Source organism: Hymenobacter busanensis, from assembly GCF_008727865.1.
Classification (GTDB): Bacteria; Bacteroidota; Bacteroidia; order Cytophagales; family Hymenobacteraceae; genus Solirubrum; species Solirubrum busanense.
The window spans coordinates 38618-59849 of sequence record NZ_VTWU01000008.1; the positions used below are offsets into that span (position 1 = coordinate 38618).

19 protein-coding genes are annotated in these 21232 nt (G+C 61.7%); 6 read left to right on the top strand and 13 right to left on the bottom strand.

The window, feature by feature from the left end:
• Nucleotides 1–12: 12 nt before the first annotated feature.
• The 4 genes from F0P96_RS18920 to F0P96_RS18935 all read right to left on the bottom strand — a co-directional run bounded on the left by F0P96_RS18920 (nt 13) and on the right by F0P96_RS18935 (nt 3543).
• Nucleotides 13–213 (bottom strand): hypothetical protein, encoded by a 201-nt coding sequence (locus tag F0P96_RS18920; RefSeq protein WP_151080552.1) that lies wholly within the window; start codon nt 211–213, stop codon nt 13–15.
• An 84-nt stretch (nt 214–297) separates the two neighbouring features.
• Nucleotides 298–1356, bottom strand: coding sequence for a DUF695 domain-containing protein (locus F0P96_RS18925; RefSeq protein WP_160619939.1), 1059 nt, complete (start codon nt 1354–1356; stop codon nt 298–300).
• A 63-nt stretch (nt 1357–1419) separates the two neighbouring features.
• The gene (locus F0P96_RS18930; RefSeq protein ID WP_151080554.1) at nt 1420–2010 is read right to left on the bottom strand and encodes a riboflavin synthase; all 591 of its coding nucleotides are present in this window, start codon (nt 2008–2010) and stop codon (nt 1420–1422) included.
• A gap of 114 nt (nt 2011–2124) precedes the next feature.
• Nucleotides 2125–3543, bottom strand: coding sequence for a sugar transferase (locus F0P96_RS18935; RefSeq protein ID WP_151080555.1), 1419 nt, complete (start codon nt 3541–3543; stop codon nt 2125–2127).
• 150 nt (nt 3544–3693) lie between these two features.
• Between F0P96_RS18935 and F0P96_RS18940 the strand changes: the two genes are divergently transcribed.
• The 4 genes from F0P96_RS18940 to F0P96_RS18955 all read left to right on the top strand — a co-directional run bounded on the left by F0P96_RS18940 (nt 3694) and on the right by F0P96_RS18955 (nt 8207).
• Nucleotides 3694–4362, top strand: coding sequence for a protein-L-isoaspartate(D-aspartate) O-methyltransferase (locus tag F0P96_RS18940; RefSeq protein ID WP_151080556.1), 669 nt, complete (start codon nt 3694–3696; stop codon nt 4360–4362).
• Between the two features lie 129 nt (nt 4363–4491).
• Entirely contained in the window at nt 4492–6678 is a 2187-nt protein-coding gene (locus tag F0P96_RS18945; protein WP_151080557.1) for a M43 family zinc metalloprotease, read from the top strand.
• A gap of 151 nt (nt 6679–6829) precedes the next feature.
• Nucleotides 6830–7348, top strand: a complete 519-nt coding sequence (locus tag F0P96_RS18950) for an acyl-CoA thioesterase (RefSeq protein WP_151080558.1) — start codon at nt 6830–6832, stop codon at nt 7346–7348.
• A 103-nt stretch (nt 7349–7451) separates the two neighbouring features.
• A complete protein-coding gene (locus F0P96_RS18955; protein ID WP_151080559.1) occupies nt 7452–8207 on the top strand; it encodes a hypothetical protein in 756 nt (251 codons plus the stop codon).
• Between the two features lie 17 nt (nt 8208–8224).
• On the opposite strand, the gene F0P96_RS18960 is transcribed toward F0P96_RS18955, so the two are convergent.
• The 9 genes from F0P96_RS18960 to alaS all read right to left on the bottom strand — a co-directional run bounded on the left by F0P96_RS18960 (nt 8225) and on the right by alaS (nt 20293).
• A complete protein-coding gene (locus tag F0P96_RS18960) occupies nt 8225–9379 on the bottom strand; it encodes a TlpA disulfide reductase family protein (RefSeq protein WP_151080560.1) in 1155 nt (384 codons plus the stop codon).
• Nucleotides 9380–9511: 132 nt separating this feature from the next.
• Entirely contained in the window at nt 9512–10663 is a 1152-nt protein-coding gene (locus F0P96_RS18965) for a TlpA disulfide reductase family protein (RefSeq protein ID WP_151080561.1), read from the bottom strand.
• A gap of 142 nt (nt 10664–10805) precedes the next feature.
• Nucleotides 10806–11855, bottom strand: a complete 1050-nt coding sequence (locus F0P96_RS18970) for a TlpA disulfide reductase family protein (RefSeq protein ID WP_160619937.1) — start codon at nt 11853–11855, stop codon at nt 10806–10808.
• Nucleotides 11856–12007: 152 nt separating this feature from the next.
• Entirely contained in the window at nt 12008–13138 is a 1131-nt protein-coding gene (locus tag F0P96_RS18975) for a TlpA disulfide reductase family protein (protein WP_235917532.1), read from the bottom strand.
• A 113-nt stretch (nt 13139–13251) separates the two neighbouring features.
• Nucleotides 13252–14715 (bottom strand): Asp-tRNA(Asn)/Glu-tRNA(Gln) amidotransferase subunit GatB, encoded by a 1464-nt coding sequence (gene gatB / locus F0P96_RS18980; protein WP_151080563.1) that lies wholly within the window; start codon nt 14713–14715, stop codon nt 13252–13254.
• Nucleotides 14716–14893: 178 nt separating this feature from the next.
• Nucleotides 14894–15748: a toxin-antitoxin system YwqK family antitoxin gene (locus tag F0P96_RS18985; protein WP_151080564.1), complete on the bottom strand. Its 855-nt coding sequence runs from the start codon at nt 15746–15748 to the stop codon at nt 14894–14896.
• Between the two features lie 70 nt (nt 15749–15818).
• A complete protein-coding gene (locus F0P96_RS18990; RefSeq protein WP_151080565.1) occupies nt 15819–16601 on the bottom strand; it encodes a DUF5995 family protein in 783 nt (260 codons plus the stop codon).
• Nucleotides 16602–16678: 77 nt separating this feature from the next.
• Nucleotides 16679–17446 carry an energy transducer TonB gene (locus F0P96_RS18995; RefSeq protein ID WP_151080566.1) on the bottom strand — a complete coding sequence of 256 codons (768 nt, stop codon included), beginning with the start codon at nt 17444–17446 and terminating at the stop codon, nt 16679–16681.
• 162 nt (nt 17447–17608) lie between these two features.
• Nucleotides 17609–20293 (bottom strand): alanine--tRNA ligase, encoded by a 2685-nt coding sequence (gene alaS / locus F0P96_RS19000; RefSeq protein WP_151080567.1) that lies wholly within the window; start codon nt 20291–20293, stop codon nt 17609–17611.
• Nucleotides 20294–20544: 251 nt separating this feature from the next.
• Between alaS and F0P96_RS19005 the strand changes: the two genes are divergently transcribed.
• Both F0P96_RS19005 and F0P96_RS19010 read left to right on the top strand, forming a co-directional pair.
• Nucleotides 20545–20907, top strand: a complete 363-nt coding sequence (locus F0P96_RS19005) for a MerR family transcriptional regulator (protein WP_151080568.1) — start codon at nt 20545–20547, stop codon at nt 20905–20907.
• A 59-nt stretch (nt 20908–20966) separates the two neighbouring features.
• Nucleotides 20967–21218 (top strand): hypothetical protein, encoded by a 252-nt coding sequence (locus F0P96_RS19010; RefSeq protein WP_151080569.1) that lies wholly within the window; start codon nt 20967–20969, stop codon nt 21216–21218.
• Nucleotides 21219–21232 lie beyond the last annotated feature (14 nt).

Sequence of the window (21232 nt, forward strand, 5' to 3'; positions counted from 1 at the left end):
GGCGAATATCGACTATCGGCTGGGCTTTCGGTTGCCGGTGTGCCCGTCGCCCCGGTCGCCCTGGCCGGGCTTGCTGGTGACGTGGGAGTTGTGCTTGTCGTCCTGCGAAAGGGAGCGGTGCAGGTCGACGGAGCTGGTGTAGCGGCCTTGCTCGTCGCGGCGCACGTAGCGCTTGTCGCCGGGCGTGGGTTCGTTTAATTCGCGTTTCGACATGATGGTGAGGCCTTTAGTTTAGATTTCTCTTTACGTAATACCCTCATATATGGGTGGATAATTTATTTTAGCCATTAACAGGTATTACCTGCCAAACCGATCAAAAAGACGCCAATATTTATCTTGGTAGATATAGTAGTCTACTTCAAACTGCTCAGAATACACCTGCCGGATTTGATCGAAAGCTTTGGAAGGCTGTCTGAACTCCTTACACGCAAAATATATTTCCCGCACGCCATCAGCAGTTTGTCGTCCTACATTCAGGTATCCTTCATGGTCTACTAGTTGGGCTAGCAGCTTATCCTCAATTTCCTCAAGCAATGCATATGTTTCCTCATCCGGCATGCCGTTTCGCTGTTCACCATCAAAATGCAATTCTAACACCGCTATCCAAGAGTGTGATGCTTTTCTATCCCAATCCAACAAGTCCGTATTGAGCACAGCTATCAACGCTTTTTTTTCGCTCAATTTCCCCTCGAAGGCAGCATAGCTGTCATTTTCAGAATCATGCCATACCCCTTCGTATTTCTCCACAAACTCAGCCTGTCGCCAAGTCAAGTAGCTATCCAGCTTGCTGATTGGAACTGGCTCTTTCGATAATTCTGAACGATTTAATACCGTAAAGCTGTCTACTTGAGTAGCCAGCTGAAGCTCACCCAGATAATTTTCCAGAAAGAGCGAAACGCCTACACTAATAGCGTTTGAGTCCTCACCGGACTGGGAATCGAAGACAATGTTCAAGTCTATGTCATCAGGATAGCTGGGTTCTATTCTCGGAACAAATTGAATAGAATTGCTATCAAAACAGTAATTACCAATATTGATTGACACATCACTGATATCCGTAGCTTGTTTAAGCGCAACAAACCTCCATCCTAAGAGTTGAGGAGCAGCATTAATTAGCTCTTCCGCAAACACGATGTTTTCAATGGCTCCATCAACTGTAATTATCAGTTCAACGGTGTCGTCATCGTACATTCCAACCAAATAGAAAAAATTTTCCCTGACCTTGCTCAGATTTTCTGCCAATTCAGGAAAAAACTCTTGTTCTATATTTCTTTGGTCTTTGACTATTGTATGAAAACGGTTTGCATTCTCTGCAAACCAATTCCAAAATTCTTGATACCTCTCTAGGTAATCCATATTCATCATTCAGTACTGCTTGTTCAACTTAATCAGTGTTCTATCCCTTAGAAAACGAATGTCTTACCGCCCTAGCAATTTCGCCACGTACTTGCCTACGATGTCAAACTCCAAATTCACCGCGTCGCCGGGGCGCAGGTGCTGGAAGGTGGTGTGCTCGTAGGTATAAGGGATGATGGCTACGGAAAAACCGTCGTCGGTGCTGTTGAAGCAGGTCAGGCTCACGCCGTTGATGCAGATGGAGCCTTTTTCGACCGTCACGCGGCCGGGGCCGGTTTCGTGGCGGAAGCGGTACAGCCACGAGCCGTTCTGGTCTTCTACCGACTCGCACACGGCCGCCAGATCCACGTGGCCCTGCACAATGTGGCCGTCGAAGCGGCCGTTGGCGGCCAGGCAGCGCTCCAGGTTCACTTGCCGGCCTTCGGCCCAGCTGCCCAGGTTGGTTTTCTGCAGCGTCTCGGCTATGGCCGTGACGGTATGCGTGCCGGCGGCCGCGTCCAGCGCCACCACCGTCAGGCACACGCCGTCGTGCGATACGCTCTGGTCGATCTGCAGCTCGCTGAAAAACGGCGACTGCACCGTAAAATGGCGGTTGGTGCCTTCCGTGCGCACCGCCGTGATGGTGCCGAGGGCTTCGATGATGCCGGTGAACATCTTTTTAATGTGCGGAATATGATGAATGTGCTTAATGTGATTGAATGCCAAAATGTTTGACGGGCCGTTTCTTAACGTATCTAGAACGGCCACATTCAAGCACATTCCTTCACATTACTTACCTCTTCCTTCCACGATGATTTTAATCGTGTAGAGCATCACCCGAAAGTCCATGGCCAGGCTCATGTTTTCGATGTAGAGGATGTCGTATTTGAGGCGCTGCACCATCTCGTCGACGGTTTCGGCGTAGCCGTATTTCACCTGCCCGAGCGAGGTGATGCCGGGGCGCACGCGGTGCAAATGGCGGTAGTGGGGCGCCACTTTGGTAATCTGGTCAATGAAGAACTGCCGCTCGGGGCGCGGGCCCACCAAGCTCATGTCGCCCTTGAGCACGTTCCAGAACTGCGGCAGCTCGTCGAGGCGCACTTTGCGCATGAAGCGGCCCCAGCGCGTGATACGCGGGTCGTTTTTGCTCGACAGGGCCGGCCCAAGGCGCTCGGCATCGACAAACATCGAGCGGAACTTGTAGATTTTGAACGGCTGCCCGTGAATGCCGATGCGCTCCTGGGCAAAGAAAATCGGCCCCGGCGACGAGAGCCGCACCATGATGGCCGTGAAGGCGTACACCGGCCAGGCCAGCAGCAGAAACACGGCCGAGCCCACCACGTCAATCACGCGCTTGACCACCTCCTGCCACACCGGGAGCAGGTCGTGCTTGATTTCGATGAGCGGCGTACCGAACAGGTGGTTGACCTTCACCGAGCCCAGCAGAATCTGGTACACGTCGGGCAGCACGCTCACGCGGGTGGGCGTGCCCTCCAGCCGGTCGAGCACCTGCTGAATCATCTGATGTTCACTGGGTTCGAGGGCAATGACTACCTGCTCGATTTTGAGGGCCCGCACCAGGGCCGGCAGCCGCTCGAAAGAACCGCGCTGCGGCAGCTCGGTGGCCAGGTCGGGGTCGACCACATCGCCCACCGGCGCAAAACCCACGATGTTAAGGCCCAGGTGCCGGTTGCTGCGCTCCAGTTCGCGGTAGGTGTCGCGGGCCAGGGTGCTGGCCCCCACAATGAGCGTGTTGAAGTAGATAATGCGCCGGCGCACCAGGCCCTGAATGCTGGTGACGGCCCACGTGCGCAGCACCGCCGTGATGGTGAAGTGCAACAGGAAGTAGGCCGAAATCGTCTTGTAATAGAGCCGGTAGTTGCTCACGCCCTGGTCGTCGAGCAGCAGGGCGAAGAAGATGACGACCGCACCAAGCACCGAAATACGAGCCAGCCGAATGATTTCGGCCACCCGCGACTTGCGGAAAATGTCGCGGTACTCGCCGATAAGGGCGTAGAGAATTACCCAGAAAGCGGCAATCATCAGCGCCGAGCCGGTGAGCGTGAACAGCTGGTCGCCGGTGAAGCGGTAGCCGGCGTTGATTTCGCTCAGCAGGTACTTGCGCAGCAGAAAAAACGTGCCCCAAGCCAACAACGCCGCGCCAAAGTCGGCGGCCAGCAGCTTGAGCTTTTGCAGGTTTCGGATCAAGGAAGGAAAATAGAAGCGCGGAATAAACGCCGGGGCAAGCGAAAATCGTACCGCCGCCGTAGCTTCGCGACCGAAAAGGCCCGCCGCGAGGTCGGGCGCAAAGGTAGGGCATGATTCCAGAACCGGAAACGCCCGCCGCTTAGCCGAAGTATGCACGCTGCTGCCCTCGATACCTACCGCCACCGCGGCCAGCGCCGCGCCCTCGTTGAGGAGCTGCGGCGCAAGGGCATTGGCGACGAGCGGGTGCTGGCGGCCATCGGTGCGGTGCCGCGCCACCTGTTTTTCGAGCGCGCCTTCGAGTCGCACGCCTACCAGGACAAGGCCTTTCCCATTGGCGAGGGCCAGACGATTTCGCAGCCCTACACGGTGGCCTACCAAACCGAGCTGCTGCACCTGAGCCCCGGCCAGCGGGTGCTGGAGGTGGGCACCGGCTCGGGCTACCAGTGCGCGGTGCTGCTGGCCTTGGGCGTGGAGGTGTGGACCATCGAATACAACCGCGTGCTGTTTGAGCGTACCCGCCAGCGCCTGCTGGAGCAGTTTCAGTACCGCGGCGCGCAGCTGTTTTGCGGCGACGGCTCGGTGGGCCTGCCCGCCCACGCCCCTTTCGACCGCATTCTGGTAACGGCCGCCGCTCCGGCCCTGCCCCGCCCCCTCTTGCGCCAGCTCTGCCTCGGCGGCCGGCTGGTGGTGCCCGTCGGCGACGAGCAGGTGCAGCGCATGGTGCGCGTCACGCGCGAGTCGGCCGAGGGCTTTGCGCAGGAGACCTTCGAGGAATTTCGGTTTGTGCCCCTGCGCGGCGCGGCCGGTTGGGCCGGTTAGTTTCGGCTGGCTTGAATAGCCGGGCTGTCTGGCGTAAATTGGGCAGCCAAACCCGCACCTTCCTGATGCCGTGTTGGTTCGCAGGTTACCCACTTGCCTTTCAGTTGCTTTTTCACCTTATTTCACTTCATGCTACGCAAACTTTTACCCGCGCTGCTGTTGGCCGTTAGCGCCTGGTGGTCGGCCGGTCAGGCGCAGGCCCAGCGCCAGGCTCACCCCGAGCACACCTTTGGTTTCCGCTGCTCTTTCGACAGCGTGCAGCAGGCCGAGTGGCAGCGCCACCCCGGCGCGGAGGCCGAATACCGCCGCTTTTTGCGCAGCGTAGCCGAAATGGCACCGGCCGAGCAAGCCCGCTTGCGTGCCCTGCCCGACGTGACCGTGCCGGTGGTGGTGCACATCATTCATACCGGCGGCGCCAACAACATTTCCGACGCCCAGGTGTACGATGCCATCCGCATCCTGAACGAGGACTTCAACAAGCTGAACCGCGACACGGCCGACGTCATTGCCGCGTTCCAGCCGATTTATGCCCGCGTGGGCTTCCAGTTCCGACTAGCCCGGAAAGACCCCAACGGCAACTGCACCACCGGCATCACGCGCACCTACTCCACGCAAACCACCGTGGGCGACAACAGCGTGAAGGACGTGATTCGCTGGGACCAAAACCGCTACGTGAACATTTGGGTGACAGACCGCGCCAACGGCGCCGGCGGCTACGCCATCCTGCCCTGCGGCGGCGGCCTCTACGACGGCATCGTAATTCTGAACACCCAGTTTGCCAGCATCGGCCGCTCGTGCGGCTCCAACTTCTGCGCCCGCTCGCTCACCCACGAAATGGGCCACCACTTTGGGCTGCCGCACGTGTGGGGCGGTAGCAACACCCCCGGCCTGGCCTCCAACTGCGGCCTCGACGACGGCATTGCCGACACGCCCAACACCACGGGCGTGGGCGCACCGGCTGGTGGCAGCGGCTGCCCGCTCACCAGCGCCCCCTGCGGCGTGCTGGCCAACGTGCAGAACTACATGGACTATGCCTCCTGCATCAAGATGTTCACCGAAGGCCAGAAAGCGGTGATGCGCTCGGCCCTGAACCTGCCCTGCCGCGCTACGCTGGTGTCGCAGGCCAACCTGGTGGCCACGGGCACCAACGACGGTTATGTGCCGGTGCCTTGCACTCCCACCATTGCATTCCGCGCTTCCGTCAACACCATCTGTCAGGGCGGCTCGGTATCGTTCACCGATTACTCCTACAACGCCGACCTGACGGGTGCCCAATACCAGTGGAGCTTCCCCGGCGGCACGCCCTCCAGCGCCTCCACCCGCACCGCATCGGTTACCTACAACACGCCCGGCGTGTACGACGTGACCCTGACCGTGACAACGGCCGCCGGCGCTTCCACCACCGAAACGCGCCAGCAGGTAGTGCGCGTGCTGGGTGCCGCTGCCGCTTTCAGCGCCCCCTACGTGGAAACCTTTGCTAACCCAACCTGGCCGACCAACCCCACGGACCCCGACAAGAGCTGGCGCGTGGAAAGTAACGTGCCCGCGGCCAGCAAATGGGCGCGCATCTCGGGCATCGGCTCGCCGCTCCAAGGCGGCACCGACGACTCGTCGATTCGCCTCTCGCTCGGCTCCAACAGCCTGCCCGACGGCACCATCACTACGCTCTACTCGCCCATCATCAACTTGGCAGCTACGCCCACCAGCGGCACCTACGAGGTAGCCTTCGACCGCGCGTATGCCCGCCGCAACTCGGCCTCGGCCGATCAGCTACGCATTTATTTCAGCGGCGACTGCGGCCAGAGCTGGACCAGCCCGGCTACCGTCAACGCCGCGTCGCTCGTGAGCAACGGCGGCGCTTACGTGGTCGGCTCGTTCTTCCCGCAGGCCTCGCAGTGGGCCGTTACGTCGCTGGCTATTCCCACGGCTTTGCAAAGCGCGACGCGCTTGATTGTGCGCATCGACGTGACCAGCAACGGCGGCAACTTTTTGTACCTCGACAACTTCCGCGTAGCCGACCCCACGGTAGCGGCCACACACGCCGCCGACATGGCCACGCGCAACATCGGCGTGTTCCCCAACCCGCTTTCCCAGGAAACAGCCGTGCATTTCCGCCTCGACCAGCCCACCACGGCCCAGGTGCAAGTGCTCGATTTGCTGGGCCGCTCGGTGCTGACCACCAAGGCGCAGCACTTTGGCGCCGGCCAGCAGCAGATTCCGTTGCAGGCCGCTGGCAAGCACCTGAGCGCCGGCGTGTACGTCGTGCAGCTCACCCTGGGCCAGCAGCGTTACACCACCCGAGTAGTCGTGCAATAAGCCGTTTGCGTCTTCATGCTAGCAACGCCCCGGTGCTTCGGTACCGGGGCGTTGTTGTTTGATGTCGTCTGCCGATACCAGGCCATGCGCAACCGGGAAATGCCGCGCCCTATCTTTGCGGCCGATTTTCAGCCCTACGCCTTTACCTGTGATGCGCAAACAGAAACCCGTCCAAGAGTCTTTCGTTCGGATGACCGAGCTGGTGCTGCCCAACGACACCAACACGCTCAACAACCTGATGGGCGGCCGCATGATGCACCTGATGGACATTGCCGCCGCCATTGCGGCCCAGCGCCACTCCAACCGTATCGTCGTCACGGCCTCGGTCGATAACGTGTCGTTTCGCGAAGGCATTCGGCTGGGCAATGTGGTGACGCTGGAAGCCAAAGTGACGCGCTCCTTCAGCTCCAGCATGGAAGTGCACATCGACGTGTGGGCCGAGGACATTCCGAGCGGCACCAAGGTCAAATCCAACGAAGCCTACTTCACCTTCGTGGCCGTCGACCAGTCGGGCCGGCCCATCGACGTGCCCGAAGCCGTGGCCGAAACCGAGGAGGAAATCAAGCACTACGACGGGGCCCTGCGCCGCCGCCAGCTGCGCCTGGTGCTGGCCGGCCGCATGAAGCCCAACGAAGCCTCGGAGCTGAAAGCCCTGTTTGACATAGCGTAACCGGGCGCTTATCTTCGGGTAGCGCGGCGGTAGCCAGCGGGCCTTGGTCTTTCGGACTGCTGCCGCGCCCGGTTTCTCCTTTGTTTAGCCTTCTTTCTTCCTCGTGGACGACGCAACGCTTGCCTTCTACCAACAGCTCTACACCGGCACGCCGCTGTACGTGGTGAACGAGCCCCACGCGGCCCCCGTCTCCCCAGCACCCCAGGCAGCCGTTACACAAGTGGCTGCACCTGCGCCACCACCGGCACCGCCCGTTGCGCCGGTTCCGCCAGTTGTAGCGGCCCTAGCCGACGAACCAGCCGGCAGCCCTGCCCCAAGCCGTCTACCGTCGTTGGCTGACTTGAAAGCGGCGCGTCTGGCGGCCCAGGCCCAAGCAGCACCTGCTCCGACAGCGGCAGCCCAACCAGTTACGCCTGTTGCAGCCGCTGCAGCGCCCGCGCCAGCACCGCCGGCTACGCGCGCCCCGGTGCCCTTCGACACCTTGGGCAGCAACCCTCGCGGGATTGTGCTGCTGGTGCGCGTGGAGCCCGAAAACCTGATCAAGCTGCAACGCAACGTATTCCTCAACAACATGCTCAAAGCCATTGGGCAGGTGATGGAGGAATGCGTGGTGGTGAACGTGCGCAGCCCCTACCCGGTGGCCGTGGAGGAGCTGCGGGCGCGCGGCTTGGCCGCCACCCAGGTTATCGGCTTCGGCAAGAATTTGCTCGACGTAGCCACCAAGCGCACCCAGCCCTACGAACCCGTGCGCCTCGGTGACGTAGCCTACCTGCCGGCGGCCGAAGTGGAAATCATTGAGTACGACAACGGCCGCAAAAAACAGCTCTGGCAGGCGCTCCAACGCATGTTTTTGGGTTAGAGCCGCACCTGGTCGGGTTAGTCAAACAAGTCGATTAGACTTTCAAACAGGGATTCGCCGCGCAAATCCTGCCCGATGACGCGGCCCTGCGCATCGAGCAACAGGGAAGCGGGAATGCTGCGGAGCGGAAAACGCGCGTACGAGGCCTTGCCGTTGGGGTCCCAGGTGAGCACGCCCGTCAAGCTGTCTTCGGCAATTATTTCTTGCCATGCGGCCCGCTCGGGCTCTAGGCACACGCTGTACAGGCGCAGGCCCTGCTTGGCGTATTCGGCGCACATCTGGTGCACCTGCTTGGCTTCGGTGCGGAACTGCCGCTGCGCCGGCCACCAGAAATACACCAGCACCGGCTGCCCCTTGAGCGATGACAACGCCACGGGGCGGCCGTCGACGCCGGGCAGCACGAAATCCTCGGAGCCCAGCTCCCGCACTACCTTGGAGGCGTCGAGCCGCATCTTGGCACCAATGTATTTGGTGTAGGGCGAATGGGGCCGCAACTGCTCGTAACGCGTACGCATGGAATCGATAAACGCGAGGTCGATGCTGTAATCGAGCAGGTGGGCGGTGGCGTAGGCAGCGGCGAGCGAAGCGGGGCGGGCGCGCACAAACTGCCGCACTCCGCGGCGGAAAAGGGTTTTGGTTTGGTAATACCGCCGCTGCACCACCTGCATGGTGTCGGGGTGTGAGTTTGCCGCCACCAAGCGGCGCTCCAGCCCCTGCACGCGCCGCTCCTGCTGCCGAATCAGAACTTGCAGCTCCTGCAGTTGGTCGGTTTCGGCATATCCTCGCACCACATAGGTGGCCGCCGAGCGGCGTAGGTCGCCCGCAATCTGCTGCGCCGAGCCGTTGCCAATTACCAAGGTGAGGGTACGGACAGAATCGGCAGGAGCACCGGGCGTGCGGGCCGCAAAGCGGTACAGGGCGGTATCGGGCACTTGGCCGCGCAGCTCAAACCGGCCCTTCTCATCGACCAAGGCCGAATCGAGGACCACCGGCGCATTGGCCAACGATTTGAGGCTAATCACCGTACCGGGCACGGCCGAAGTTAGCCGGCCCTGAACGCTAAACCCGGTAGCGCCGGCGCGGGTCGTCGGGGCCGTGCCACGCTGGCACGCCGCTACCGGCAGCAGCAATAAAACACTCCGCAGAACGGCCGACCACAGCAGGTTTTTCATGCACGTCAGCCGTATTTGTCAGCTGGCCCCAAAGATAAACCGGCGGTTTGAGTCGGCTTCGTTCGCGCTGGGCTTAAACGCACCGAGCCCGCCGGATTGCGGCGGGCTCGGCGGTGGCAGCGAAGGAAAACGCTACTTGATGGTCTTGGCCAAGCGGGCGTCCAGGGCGTCGCCGCGCAGGTTTTTGGCAATGATTTTTCCCTGTGGATCGAGCAAGAAGTTCATCGGAATAGATTGCACGCCGTAGGCCTGGCCGGCGGCCGACTGCCAGCCTTTAAGGTCCGAAACGTGGGTCCAGGTCAGGCCGTCGGCGGCAATGGCTTTTTCCCACTTGCCCTTGTCCTGGTCCAGCGACACGCCGTAGACAGTGAATTTCCGGTCCTTGTACTTGTTGAAAGTGCGAACCACATTGGGGTTTTCCTGCCGGCAGGGGCCGCACCAAGAGGCCCAGAAATCGAGCAGGACGTACTGCCCGCGCAGGCTGCTCAAGGCCACTGTTTTGCCTTCCGGCGTGGTCAGGTTGATGTCGGGCGCTACCGAGCCGAGGGCGGTTTTGCGCAGGGGCTCCAGCTTCTGCACCAAGGCTTTGGTGTAGCGCGAGTTGGGGTTGGACTTCTTCAGGCCGGTGGCTACCGAGTCGGCAAAACCGAAGTTCTCGTCGGGGTTTACCACGTTGGTCAGCACAAAGGCCGACACCACCGACTTGGGGTTTTGCAGAATCAGCTTCTTGATGCCAGCGGTGTGGCTGGCCTGCGAGGCAAAATACTGCCGCTCCAGAATTTTCAGCGAATCGAGGCGGCCGGCCTGCCCGTTGGCCTGGTAGCGGGCGTTCAGCGACGCTTCCGTGGCTTTCGACTGCACCATGGCGCGCGTCACCTGCTGGAGCATCTCCGAGTCCTTGGAGCCCTTCACGGTGTAGTCGCGGCTGAACTGTTGGGCGTCGCCGGTCAGCTGCAGCTTGGTTTTGTTGTCGAGGGCCACCAGCACTTGGTTTGGCTCGTTGATTTTCACTTGGTAGAGTGCGACTTCCGAGGCCGTACCCGTAAACGTGAACCGGCCTTGCGCATCGGTGGTAGCGGTGTCGCGGGTCACAAACTGGGTATCCATCAGTTCGGAGAGGTACACCTTGGTGCCGGGCGCCGCGTTGCGCAGCTGCCCGCTGATTTCAAAACCGCCTTTGCCGCCAGCGGCCGCGGTTTCGGACGACGAGGCTTCGGAGCAGGACGTGTGGGTGGCGCCAAATACGGCGGCGGCCAGCATGAGACTGAGCATAGGGTATTTCATCTGCGAGAGTAACGAGCCAACGGCAAACGTATTGGCCCGGCAAGGACGGAATTTTCTACCTGCAAGTTGGCACTTTGGCCGCGAATGCGGAAGCCGCCCCCGGCCGTTCTGCAAAACCCGAAACCACCGGCTTGGTTCCCGGCTACCTTCCGCTCAGCAGCTTGGCCACTTGCTTTTCCAGCGCCGGCCCGCGCAAGCCCTTGGCCACCACGCGGCCTTCGCGGTCGAGCAGCACGCTGTAGGGCACGGCCGTTACGTTGTAGGCCTGCCCGGCCACGCTCTGCCAGCCTTTCAGGTCCGAGACGTGCACCCACGGCAAGCCGTCGGTGGCAATGGCCTTCTGCCACTTGGCAGCCGAGTCGTCGAGCGACACGCTGTAGATTTCCAGTCCTTTGGGCTGATACTGCTGGTAGAGCCTGACCAGGGCGGGGTTTTCGGCGCGGCAGGGCCCGCACCACGAGGCCCAGAAATCGACCAGCACCACCTTGCCGCGCAGGCTGCTCAGGGCCACCGGCTGGCCGTTAGGAGCCGGCAGGTTGATGTCGGGCGCCAAGTCGGCTTTGTTCACCGGCACTACTTTGGTGCGATTCTCGGCCAAGACCTTGGTAGCCGATAATTCGGGCAGGCGGCGCACGTACTCGGCCGTCATCGAATCGACAAACGCCTGCTGGCTTTCCTGCCGGGCTAGGTAGTTTTTCACCACGTAGGGCCCCACGAACGACCCGGCATTCTGCCGAATCAGGCCGCGCAACCTGCGCAAGCGCCGGTCGTCGGCCTTGTGCTGCTCAAACAAGTACGGAACATACTCGATAAACTCCCTCCAGAATGCCACGTCGACTGTACCACTCAATTGCCCGGCCGCCCACCGCTCGGCGCTGGCCGCTTCGTAGCGCAGCTGCGCACCCGGCGCAAGGGGCAGGCTCACAATTTCGCGGCGGCCACTGACGCCCAGGCTATAGATGCCCGGTTCGGGCACCTGCCCCCGCAGGACAAACTGTCCCGCCGCATCCACCACGGCCGAATCGAGCCGCAGGTGGTGCAGGTTGCGGTATTGGCTCACGTACAGCTTGGTGCCGGCGGGCATGTCGCGCACGTGGCCGCGCAGCTCGTAGGGGTTGTTGGTGGGGTTGTCGGGAACAACACGTATACCCGAGCCGGCTAACAGGGCGAGGCAGAGAAACGAATGGAGCATGGGAATGAGCATGCGCGCGGAAGAAATGAAACAGTAGCAACGCGAGACGCCGCCAGCAACCGAACCGGGGCTTGCGGCCCCGAAACAAGCACAAAACCCGCCGGCGACCAAACGCCCGGCGGGTTTTGCAGAAGTTGTGTTCGGTGAACAGGCTAGTTCAGCAGCGACGCCACTTTCTTCTCCAGCTCTTCGCCGCGCAGGTTTTTGGCAATGATGCGGCCCTGCGGGTCGATGAGCACCGTAGCTGGAATGGCCCGGATGCCGTACTGCTGCCCGGCCGCGCTCTGCCAGCCTTTCAGGTCCGAAACGTGGGTCCAGGTCAGGCCGTCGGCGGCAATGGCTTTTTCCCACTTGCCCTTGTCCTGGTCCAGCGACACACCGTAAATCTCGAAGCCTTTGCTTTTGTAGGCGTTGTAGAGCTTCACCACGTTGGGGTTTTCCTGCCGGCACGGGCCGCACCACGACGCCCAGAAGTCCACCATCACGTATTTGCCCCGCAGGCTACTGAGCGGAATGATTTTGCCATCGGCCCCAGCCAGCTGAATATCGGGTGCTAGGGCGCCCACGGCGGTGGCCTTTTGCTTGGCCTGGTGCTCCAGCAGGGTTTTGGTGTAGCGCGAAGCGGGCTGCACTTTCTGGTAAATAGCCGTTACCGAGTCAAGAAAAGCAGCCTGGGCTTCGTCGCCGAGCAAGGTGAGGGCCGCGTAGGGTGCCAGAAACGACGTTTGCCGCGCCAGCCGCTTGGTGGTAACGGCCATGGCGGCATCCAAGGCTTCGCCCTGCTTCTCGATGGCGGCCTTGGCGGTTTCATCCTTGGCGTCGCGGTAAGCCGTCGACAGTTCGCGCATTTGCATCATGCTACGCATGCGGGCCTGTTGGAAGGTTAAGTAGGTATCGGCTTCGGCCGAGCCGCGCACGGCGCCGGTTTGTGCCAGCTTGGTGGCGTCGCCGGTTACTTGCAGCTTCGCCCCGGCCGCGAGCGGCAAGCCCATCGACTCTTTCTGCTTGTCGACGGCCAAATAATAGATTGCGGCATCCTCAACGCGCCCGCGCAACGTAAACGCCCCGCCTGCGTCCACCGTTGCCGAATCGAGGCGCGTGGAGCGGCCGGCGTTCTGGTCGACGATGTACACCTTGGTACCAGCCGGCGCGTTCTGCAGCTTGCCGCTGATTTCAACATTGGATTTGCTGGCTGCTTTCGACGCTTTGGCACTGCGCTGGGCCAGAGCGGGCGTGGTCAGCAGGGCCGCCAGGGCCAGAGCAGAATACGGTTTCAGGAACATAGCTACGGTTGGTTGAGGTGGTAAGAAAACGAAAAATCACCGCCCGACTATAAGCCCGGCAGTGATTTTTCCAAAGTCCCGGTTGCAGCCGGCGCGGTTGCACCGCCTGGGCGCTAGGCCTGCTCCAGTTTGTCGCGCAGCAGCTGGTTGGCCAGCTTAGGGTCGGCTTTACCCTTGGTGAGCTTCATCAGCTCGCCCATAAACATGCCCGTCAGCGACTTTTTGCCGGCGCGGTATTCGGCTACTTTGGCCGGATTAGCGTCGAGCACCTGCTGAATCAAGCCTTCCAGCTCGCCCGAATCGGCTTGCTGCAGGAGACCCAGCTGTTCGGCGGCTTCGCTGGCCGATTGGCTCGGGTTGTCGAGCAGATGCGGGAACAGCTGCTTGGAGGCCACCGAATGGTTGACCTTGCCCGCGTCGATGAGGCCAATGATGTCGGCCAGGTGCTGCGCCGTGAGCGGGAATTCGCTCATGGTGTAGGCGCGCTCGTTCAGAAACGACTTCACCGGGCCCTGCATCCAGTTGGCGGCGGCTTTGGCGCTTCCAGGCGTCAGGCGCGTCAGCTCGTCGAAAAACAAGGCAATGTCCTTCTCCGCGGTCAGCACCGAGGCGTCGTAGTCCGAGAGGCCCAGCTCGCCGGTAAAGCGGGCGTAGAGCTGCTGCGGCAGGGCCGGCAGCTCGGCCTGCACGCGGTGCAGCCACGCATCATCCACAATGACCGGGGGCAAATCCGGCTCCGGGAAATACCGGTAGTCGTTCATCGTTTCCTTCGTGCGCTGCGCCTGCGTGGTGCCGGTGGCGGCGTCGAAGCCGCGGGTCTGGCTGATGACCTCCTCGCCTGCTTCGAGCAGGGCAATCTGCCGCTCGATTTCGTGCTCGATGGCGCGCTGCACGTTGCGGAAGGAGTTCATGTTCTTCACCTCCACCTTGGTGCCGAACTTCTCCGCACCCCGGAGCATGACGGAAATGTTGGCGTCGCAGCGCAACGAACCCTCTTCCATGTTGCCGTCGCAGATGTCGAGGTACTGCACCAGCTTCTTGATTTCGGTCAGGTAGGCGTAGGCTTCGTCGGCGTTGCGGATGTCGGGCTCCGACACGATTTCGATGAGGGGCACACCGGCGCGGTTCAAGTCGACCAGCGTTTCGGTCTCTCCCGCCAGGTGCATCGACTTGCCCGCGTCTTCCTCCATGTGAATGCGCGTGATGCCGATGGGCTTCACGGTGCCATCGGCGAGGCGAATTTCCACGTGGCCCTTGGTGCAGAGCGGCGTTTTGTCCTGCGTAATCTGGTAGCCCTTGGGCAGGTCGGGGTAAAAGTAGTTTTTGCGCGCAAAGAGGTTGTCGCGCGTAATCTGGCAGTTGGTGGCCAGGCCCATCTTGATGGCGTACTCCACGGCCGTGCGGTTGATGCGCGGCAGCGTGCCGGGGTGCCCAAGGGTGATGACCGAGAGGTTGGAGTTGGGCAGCGCGCCGTATTCGTTTTCGTCGGCCGAGTACATTTTGCTGCGCGTGAGCAGCTGTGCGTGCACTTCGAGGCCGATGACGGGCTGGTATTTCGATTTGATGTTTTCGTCCATAGGATAAGCCGTCGGCGCCGCGTTCAGGCCGCGCCGGCATTGAGGGTGCAAGTTAGCAGCCCGCGCGCTTTTTGCCGGCAGCGGGGCCGCTAATGCTTTGGGATACGCCGTTGGTGCCGCCAAACGCAACGCAAATCAGCCGGCCAACGGCTGGAGCATTTCGGTTTCGTTCGGAAGGCTAGTCGTTGGAAGCGGCAGCGGCGCGGCGCGTGGGGTAGTAAAAGAAGCTGCCTTCCATCACGCTCGGCACGGGCTGGCCTTCTTCGGTAGCCGGCGCGAGGCGCGGCAGGCGGCGCACGGCCTCCAGCGCAGCGGCGTTCAGGGCCGCGTCGTCGGTGGTCAGCACGCGCGGGTCGTGCACATTGCCCAGGCTGTCGACGCCGAATGCCACGTGCACCACGCCGTCGGTGGCGCGGGCGTAGCCTTTCGGAATGAACTGCGTGAAGGGCTTCTGCAAGGCCTGAAACACGATGGCCTGCCCGGCGCCTTTGCCCGCCAGCTTGGCGGCGGTGCGGTACACGGGGCACTCATCGAGCGCGGCACCTGTAGGTCCGAAACATTCGCTTTTGACCACCACGCCGGCTTTGTTCTGCTGGTCGCGGCGCGGCTTGCCCGAGGCGTAAAAGGTTTTCATGGGGCCGTCGGGCTTGCCGAGGCGGTAGCTCACGTCTTCGCGCGGCGTGCCGTTGGGGTACCACTCGCGGCTGCGGGCGTGCAGGGAGCCAAAAGGCAAGTCGCTGCTGTAGCCCGCGTCGAGCAGCTGCTGGTGGCCTTGCACGGTATAGCGCCGCACGCGCCACTTCACGCCCAGGCTGTCGGCGCGACGCATCACGTCGTAGGCGTAGGCGCCCTGGGCCGAGGGCAGCGGCACCAAATACCGGTCGAGGTAGCGCACGGCCGCCTGCTGCCCGTCGAGCTGCTCGAGCGAGGACACAACTTTTACCTGGGCCTGGGCAGCCGAGCCGATCAGCAGCATTCCCAGCCAGAGCCCTTGGCGGCTGCACGCCGCCCCAAAACGTAGCGCGTTCATCATGCCCGAAAGATACTGGACTGCCCGCAACTGCCTGCCACCGCCGCGGGTGCCGCGGCCGGCGCAGCAGGCTTCAGCCCACTTGCGTGGTGTCAATCAGCCGAATGGTGCGGGCCACGTCGTCGTATTCCGTCGCCCGAATCAGCCGCAGCAGTGCCGCCGACCACGGCCCGGGGTTGCTGATGCGGCGGGCCACGTTCAGCACAGCGGCGTCCATGGCCACGATGTGGGCCTGCTGCTGGGCCGGACTCATCTGGGCCAGCAGCACGGCGTTGGCCCAGGCCGTTTTGCGGGCCGCTCCGATGCTAAAATTCAGCACGTCGGTTTGCTGGGTGGCGGCCACGCGCCGCAGCCAGCGCATCGGAAACCACACCTGCTCCAGGCACTGCTGCACGTCGTCGAACAGGGAGCTGATGACGGCGTTGATGCGGTTGAAATCGGCTTCGAGGGCGTGAATGCGCGGCCCGGGCGCCACGGTAGCCGCCGCAATGGCCAAGTCGAGGTTGATGTGGGTGTTGATACCCAACAGAAGCTGCTGCAACACGATGAGCGGCTGGGCGCGGCAGCCGTCGAAGGCGTATTTCCAGGACGCGGTGCACGCAGCTTGCTGCCCGTAGGCCTGCCAGGCGCTCAGGTAACGCCCGGCAAACACCAGATCCAGCCGCTCCATGCGCGGCCCGTCGTCAAACGCGCCGGCCCGAATGCCTTCGGCCACGGCCACCGTCATGCGCCGGTACAGGGCCGCAAAGTAGCCGGCGCGGTGGCGCGTCTGTTCGCACTGCCGCACAATGGCGGCCAGGGCCGTTACCACTTCCGAAATCGTGCGCGGAGCCGGGTGGGGCGAAATCTGAGCCATGCAAACGAAAGATAATCCCCCGCGCAGAAATCGAGGAAAATTTCCCGGGCAAAACCTACCGCCCTACCGAGCCACGTTCAACGCAAGGTAAACGTAACGGGCACCGCAAAGCGCACTGGCACCGGTTCGCCCTGCTGCACAGCGGGCTGCCAGCGCGGCATCAGCCGGATGACACGCACCGCTTCGGCGTCGAGGTCGGGCGCCACGCCCTGCTTTACCCGTACATCGCGCAGCTGGCCCGTTTCGTCGACGATGAAACCCACCACCACCTTGCCTTGCGCCCGCCGGCGCATTGCCAAAGTAGGGTACCGGATGTTCTTGCCCAAAAACCGCATCATGTCGCTAAACTCCCCCGTGTAGCGAGGCATTTGCTCCGAGTAACCGGGACCTACACAGGCTATGGGTTGGCCCTGGGCATCGTAGCAGGAACTGTCCTTCGGTGCCCCAAACGCATACACCGTCTGACGCATCAGTTTGCCGTCGGCGTTGTAGAGTCGTTCCGGCCCGTGCAGCTTGCGCCCCAGGGCTTCCTGGTACCGAACGCGGCTACCATCGGGCCGCCAGTGCGTTTCGGCAATGAGTGTATCGCCCGTTGGCCGCCACGTAGTGCGCACCACCCGCCGCAACTGCTTGCCTTCCAAACTGTAGATGCTGTCAATTTGCCCACCGGCGGAAAGGCGGTAGCGTCGGCAAACAAAACCCAACTCGGCTTGCCCCTGTGCAGCTTCCTGATAGCAATAGTCGAGGGAAAATGTGCGCTCCGGCCCACTCGGCAACGGACGTTGCGCAGTAGCCGCAACAGTTAACGCGCAGGCACCCACTACGAAGCACAAAACTAATTTCATTTTTACAAACAGATAAGTTGTTGAACACGAGGCATCTGCCCTACCGCAAAAGAACCACAGAATATTGCGGGAATTGACCCACTTCTTAAAAAACGTCGGCAGCACCGTAACCCACGGTACAAGGTTACGGTGCTGCCGACGCAAGCTCCAAGGCCACGTGTTCTACCCCAACAGCCCGCTCACCAGCCCTTCGGCCTTGCCGATGGCGGCATCCAAGCCCGCCGCGTTTTTGCCGCCGGCCGTGGCAAAGAACGGCTGCCCGCCGCCGCCGCCCTGGATTTCCTTGGCCAGCTCCCGGATCAGCTGGGTGGCGTTGAGCTTCCCTCCTTTCGCCAGCTCGTCGTCGAGCATCACGGCCAACTGCGGCTTCCCGTCGACTTCGGCGCCGAGCACCAGCACGAGGTTTTCGACCACCTGGCGCAGGCCGAAGGCCAACGTTTTCAGGGCGTCGGCCGAGCGGGCGGGTACTTTGGCGGCCAGGAAATTCACGCCATTCAACGCTTTAACCTGGCCGGCCAGTTGGTCCTTCAGCTGCCCGAGCTGCTGGGTTTCGGCCTGCTCCAGCTGCTTGCGCAGGGTGGCGGTTTCATCGGCGAGCTTCTGAATGGTGGTGACGAGGTGCTGCGGGTTGCCGAGCAGCTCGCGTACCTGGGTCAGCAGGTCCATTTGTTCGTCCACAAACTTCTCGGCCAAGTCGGCCGTCACGGCCTCGATGCGGCGCACGCCGGCGCCCACGGCCGACTCGCTCACAATCTTGAAGAAGCCTATTTCGCCGGTGTTGGGCGCGTGGATGCCGCCGCACAGCTCCACCGAGTACGCGGGGTCGAAGGTGATGACGCGCACCGCGTCGCCGTACTTCTCGCCGAACAGGGCCATGGCGCCGCGCGAGCGGGCTTCGTCGATGGGCACGTTGCGCTCCTCGCCCAGCGGAATCTGCTGGCGGATGCGCTGGTTGACGAGGCGCTCCACCTCGCGCAGCTGGTCGTCGGTTACTTTCGAGAAGTGCGAGAAGTCGAAGCGCAGCAGCTTTTCGTTCACGAGCGAGCCGCGCTGGGCTACGTGCGTGCCGAGCACCTGCCGCAGGGCCGCGTGCATGAGGTGGGTGGCCGAGTGATTTTTGCGAATCTGCTCGCGGCGGGCCCGGTCGACTTTGGCTTCCACCGCGGCATCGAGGTCCTGCGGCAGGTCGAGCACGGTGTGCACGATGAGGTCGTTTTCCTTGCGGGTGTCGATGACCCGCACTTTCGAGAGCGGCGTGACGAGGTAGCCGGTGTCGCCCACCTGCCCGCCCGACTCGGCGTAGAACGGCGTCTGGTCGAGCACAATGTGGTATTCGGTTTTGCCCTTCTGCGTCACGGCGCGGTAGCGCAGAATGCGCGCCTCGGCCTCGGTGGCGTCGTAGCCCACAAAGCGCGGCAGCTCCTGCGAGGCTTCGACGATGGTCCAGTCGCTCTGCTCCTGCTCGGAGGCGTTGCGCGAGCGGGCTTTCTGCTGCTCCAGCTCGGCTTTGAACTCGTCTTCGCTCACCGTCAGGCCTTTTTCGCGGGCCAGCAGGGCCGTCAGGTCGAAGGGGAAGCCGAAGGTGTCCGACAGCTCGAAGGCCGACTTGCCGTCGATGTGGTTGTTGTTCTGGCGGAAGCCTTCTTCCAGCGCATCGAGGCGGCGCAGACCGTTTTCGAGGGTTTTGAGGAAGGCAATTTCCTCTTCTTCGATGACGCGCGTCACGAACTGCTGCTGGGCTTTCAGCTCGGGGAAAATCGATTTCATGTGGTCGGCCAGTACCGGCACCACTTTGTAGAGGAAGGGCTGCTTCTGGTTCAGCGACGAGAAGGCGTAGCGCACGGCGCGGCGCAGGATGCGGCGAATGACGTAGCCGGCCTTCACGTTGCTGGGCAGCTGCCCGTCGGCAATGGTGAAGGCGATGGTGCGCACGTGGTCGGCAATGACGCGCACGGCAATGTCGGTTTTCTCGTTTTCGGTGGTCGGCTGGTCGGTCACGGTGGCCGGGGCCGTGCCGTGGTACTTCACACCGGCCTCGGCGGCAATGAACTGAATCAGCGGCTGGAACACGTCGGTGTCGTAGTTCGACTTTACTCCCGACACGGCCATCATCAGGCGCTCGAAGCCCATGCCGGTATCTACGTGCTGGGCGGGCAGCTTTTCCAGCGAGCCGTCGGCCTTGCGCTGGAACTCCATGAACACGTTGTTCCAGATTTCGACCACCTGCGGGTGGTCGGCATTCACCAGCTCGGCGCCGCCTTTCTGGGCTATTTCGGCCTCGTCGCGCAGGTCGATGTGGATTTCGGTGCAAGGACCACACGGACCAGTATCGCCCATTTCCCAGAAGTTGTCCTTTTTATTACCAGGGAGAATGCGGTCATCGGTGGTGTACTTCCGCCACAGGGCCTGCGTTTCGGTGTCGGCGCCTAGGTTGTCGCCTTTGTCGCCCTCGAAATACGTTACGTACAGGCGCTCCTTCGGCAGCTTATAGACCTCCGTGAGCAGCTCCCAGGCCCAGGCAATGGCCTCGGTTTTGAAGTAGTCGCCGAACGACCAGTTGCCCAGCATCTCGAACATGGTGTGGTGGTAGGTGTCGTAGCCTACCTCTTCCAGGTCGTTGTGCTTACCGCTCACGCGCAGGCACTTCTGGGTGTCGGCAATGCGCTTGAAGGGCGCGGGCTTGTTGCCGAGGAAGTAGTCCTTGAACGGCGCCATGCCCGAGTTGATGAACATCAGCGTGGGGTCGTCTTTCACCACAATGGGTGCCGAGGGCACGATGTGGTGGCCTTTGGAGGCGAAAAAGTCGAGGAACTGCTGACGAACCTGATTGGCTGAGGGAAGCGACATAAGCGGCGGGTGCGCGAACGTACTGTTCGCGTATCGGTGAGTATCGTGGGGAACAAGCCCATTCGCCGGAAATTGGCGGCGGCCGGGTTTTTGGCTACTTTTCGGTTTCCGAAGCGGCCGCAGCTACCTTGGAAAGCACTTCCGGCAAAAGTAGCCACTTCGCCTGGAAGAAAGAACGTACCGGCGGCTTTCGCTTGCCGGGCATGCTGCTTACCCCGACCTCAGCTGCGCCACCACACCTCCCCGCCCCTATGCCCTACAAAGAGCGCGACATCGAGAAACAATATTTTACCATCGGCGAGGTGGCCGCGCAGTTCGACGTGGCCCCGTCGCTGATTCGCTTTTGGGAAACCGAGTTCGACGACCTCAAGCCGCGCAAGAGCAAGAAAGGCAACCGCCTGTACTCGCCGCAGGACATCGAAATTTTTCGCACTATTTACCATTTGGTGAAGGAGCGCGGCTACACCATTCCCGGCGCCCGCGACCTGATGAAGCAGCGCGGCCCGCAGCTCAAGGAAAAGGTAGACGTGATTCACTCACTGGAGAAAGTGCGCAATTTCCTGGTGGGTTTGCGCAAGGAGCTGGAGGCTACGACCAAGAATGCAAACGGCTAACGACGGTGCGGCAGCCGGTTTCAGGCAGACTCAAGGGAATTGTGGCCTTCGTGTCGACCGTGGCAGCCGATGCCGGGGCGCTGTATCTGGCCTTGTGGTGGGGAATTAAAAACGACAGCAAAAACCAGGCGGCCGACCGGTCTTTCGAATCAGCGCTGGGTGCACTGATTGTTTTCCTGGCAATAGCGGCTGCGGTAGTTGTGTACTATCGAACCAAAGGCCAGAAAGCGGTTGTCAAGGGTATTCTTTGGGGTATAGCACCTATTATTGGCTTGGTTCTTTCCCTGCTTTACGTTTTAATAATTTCCTAAGCCAGCGTATTCCC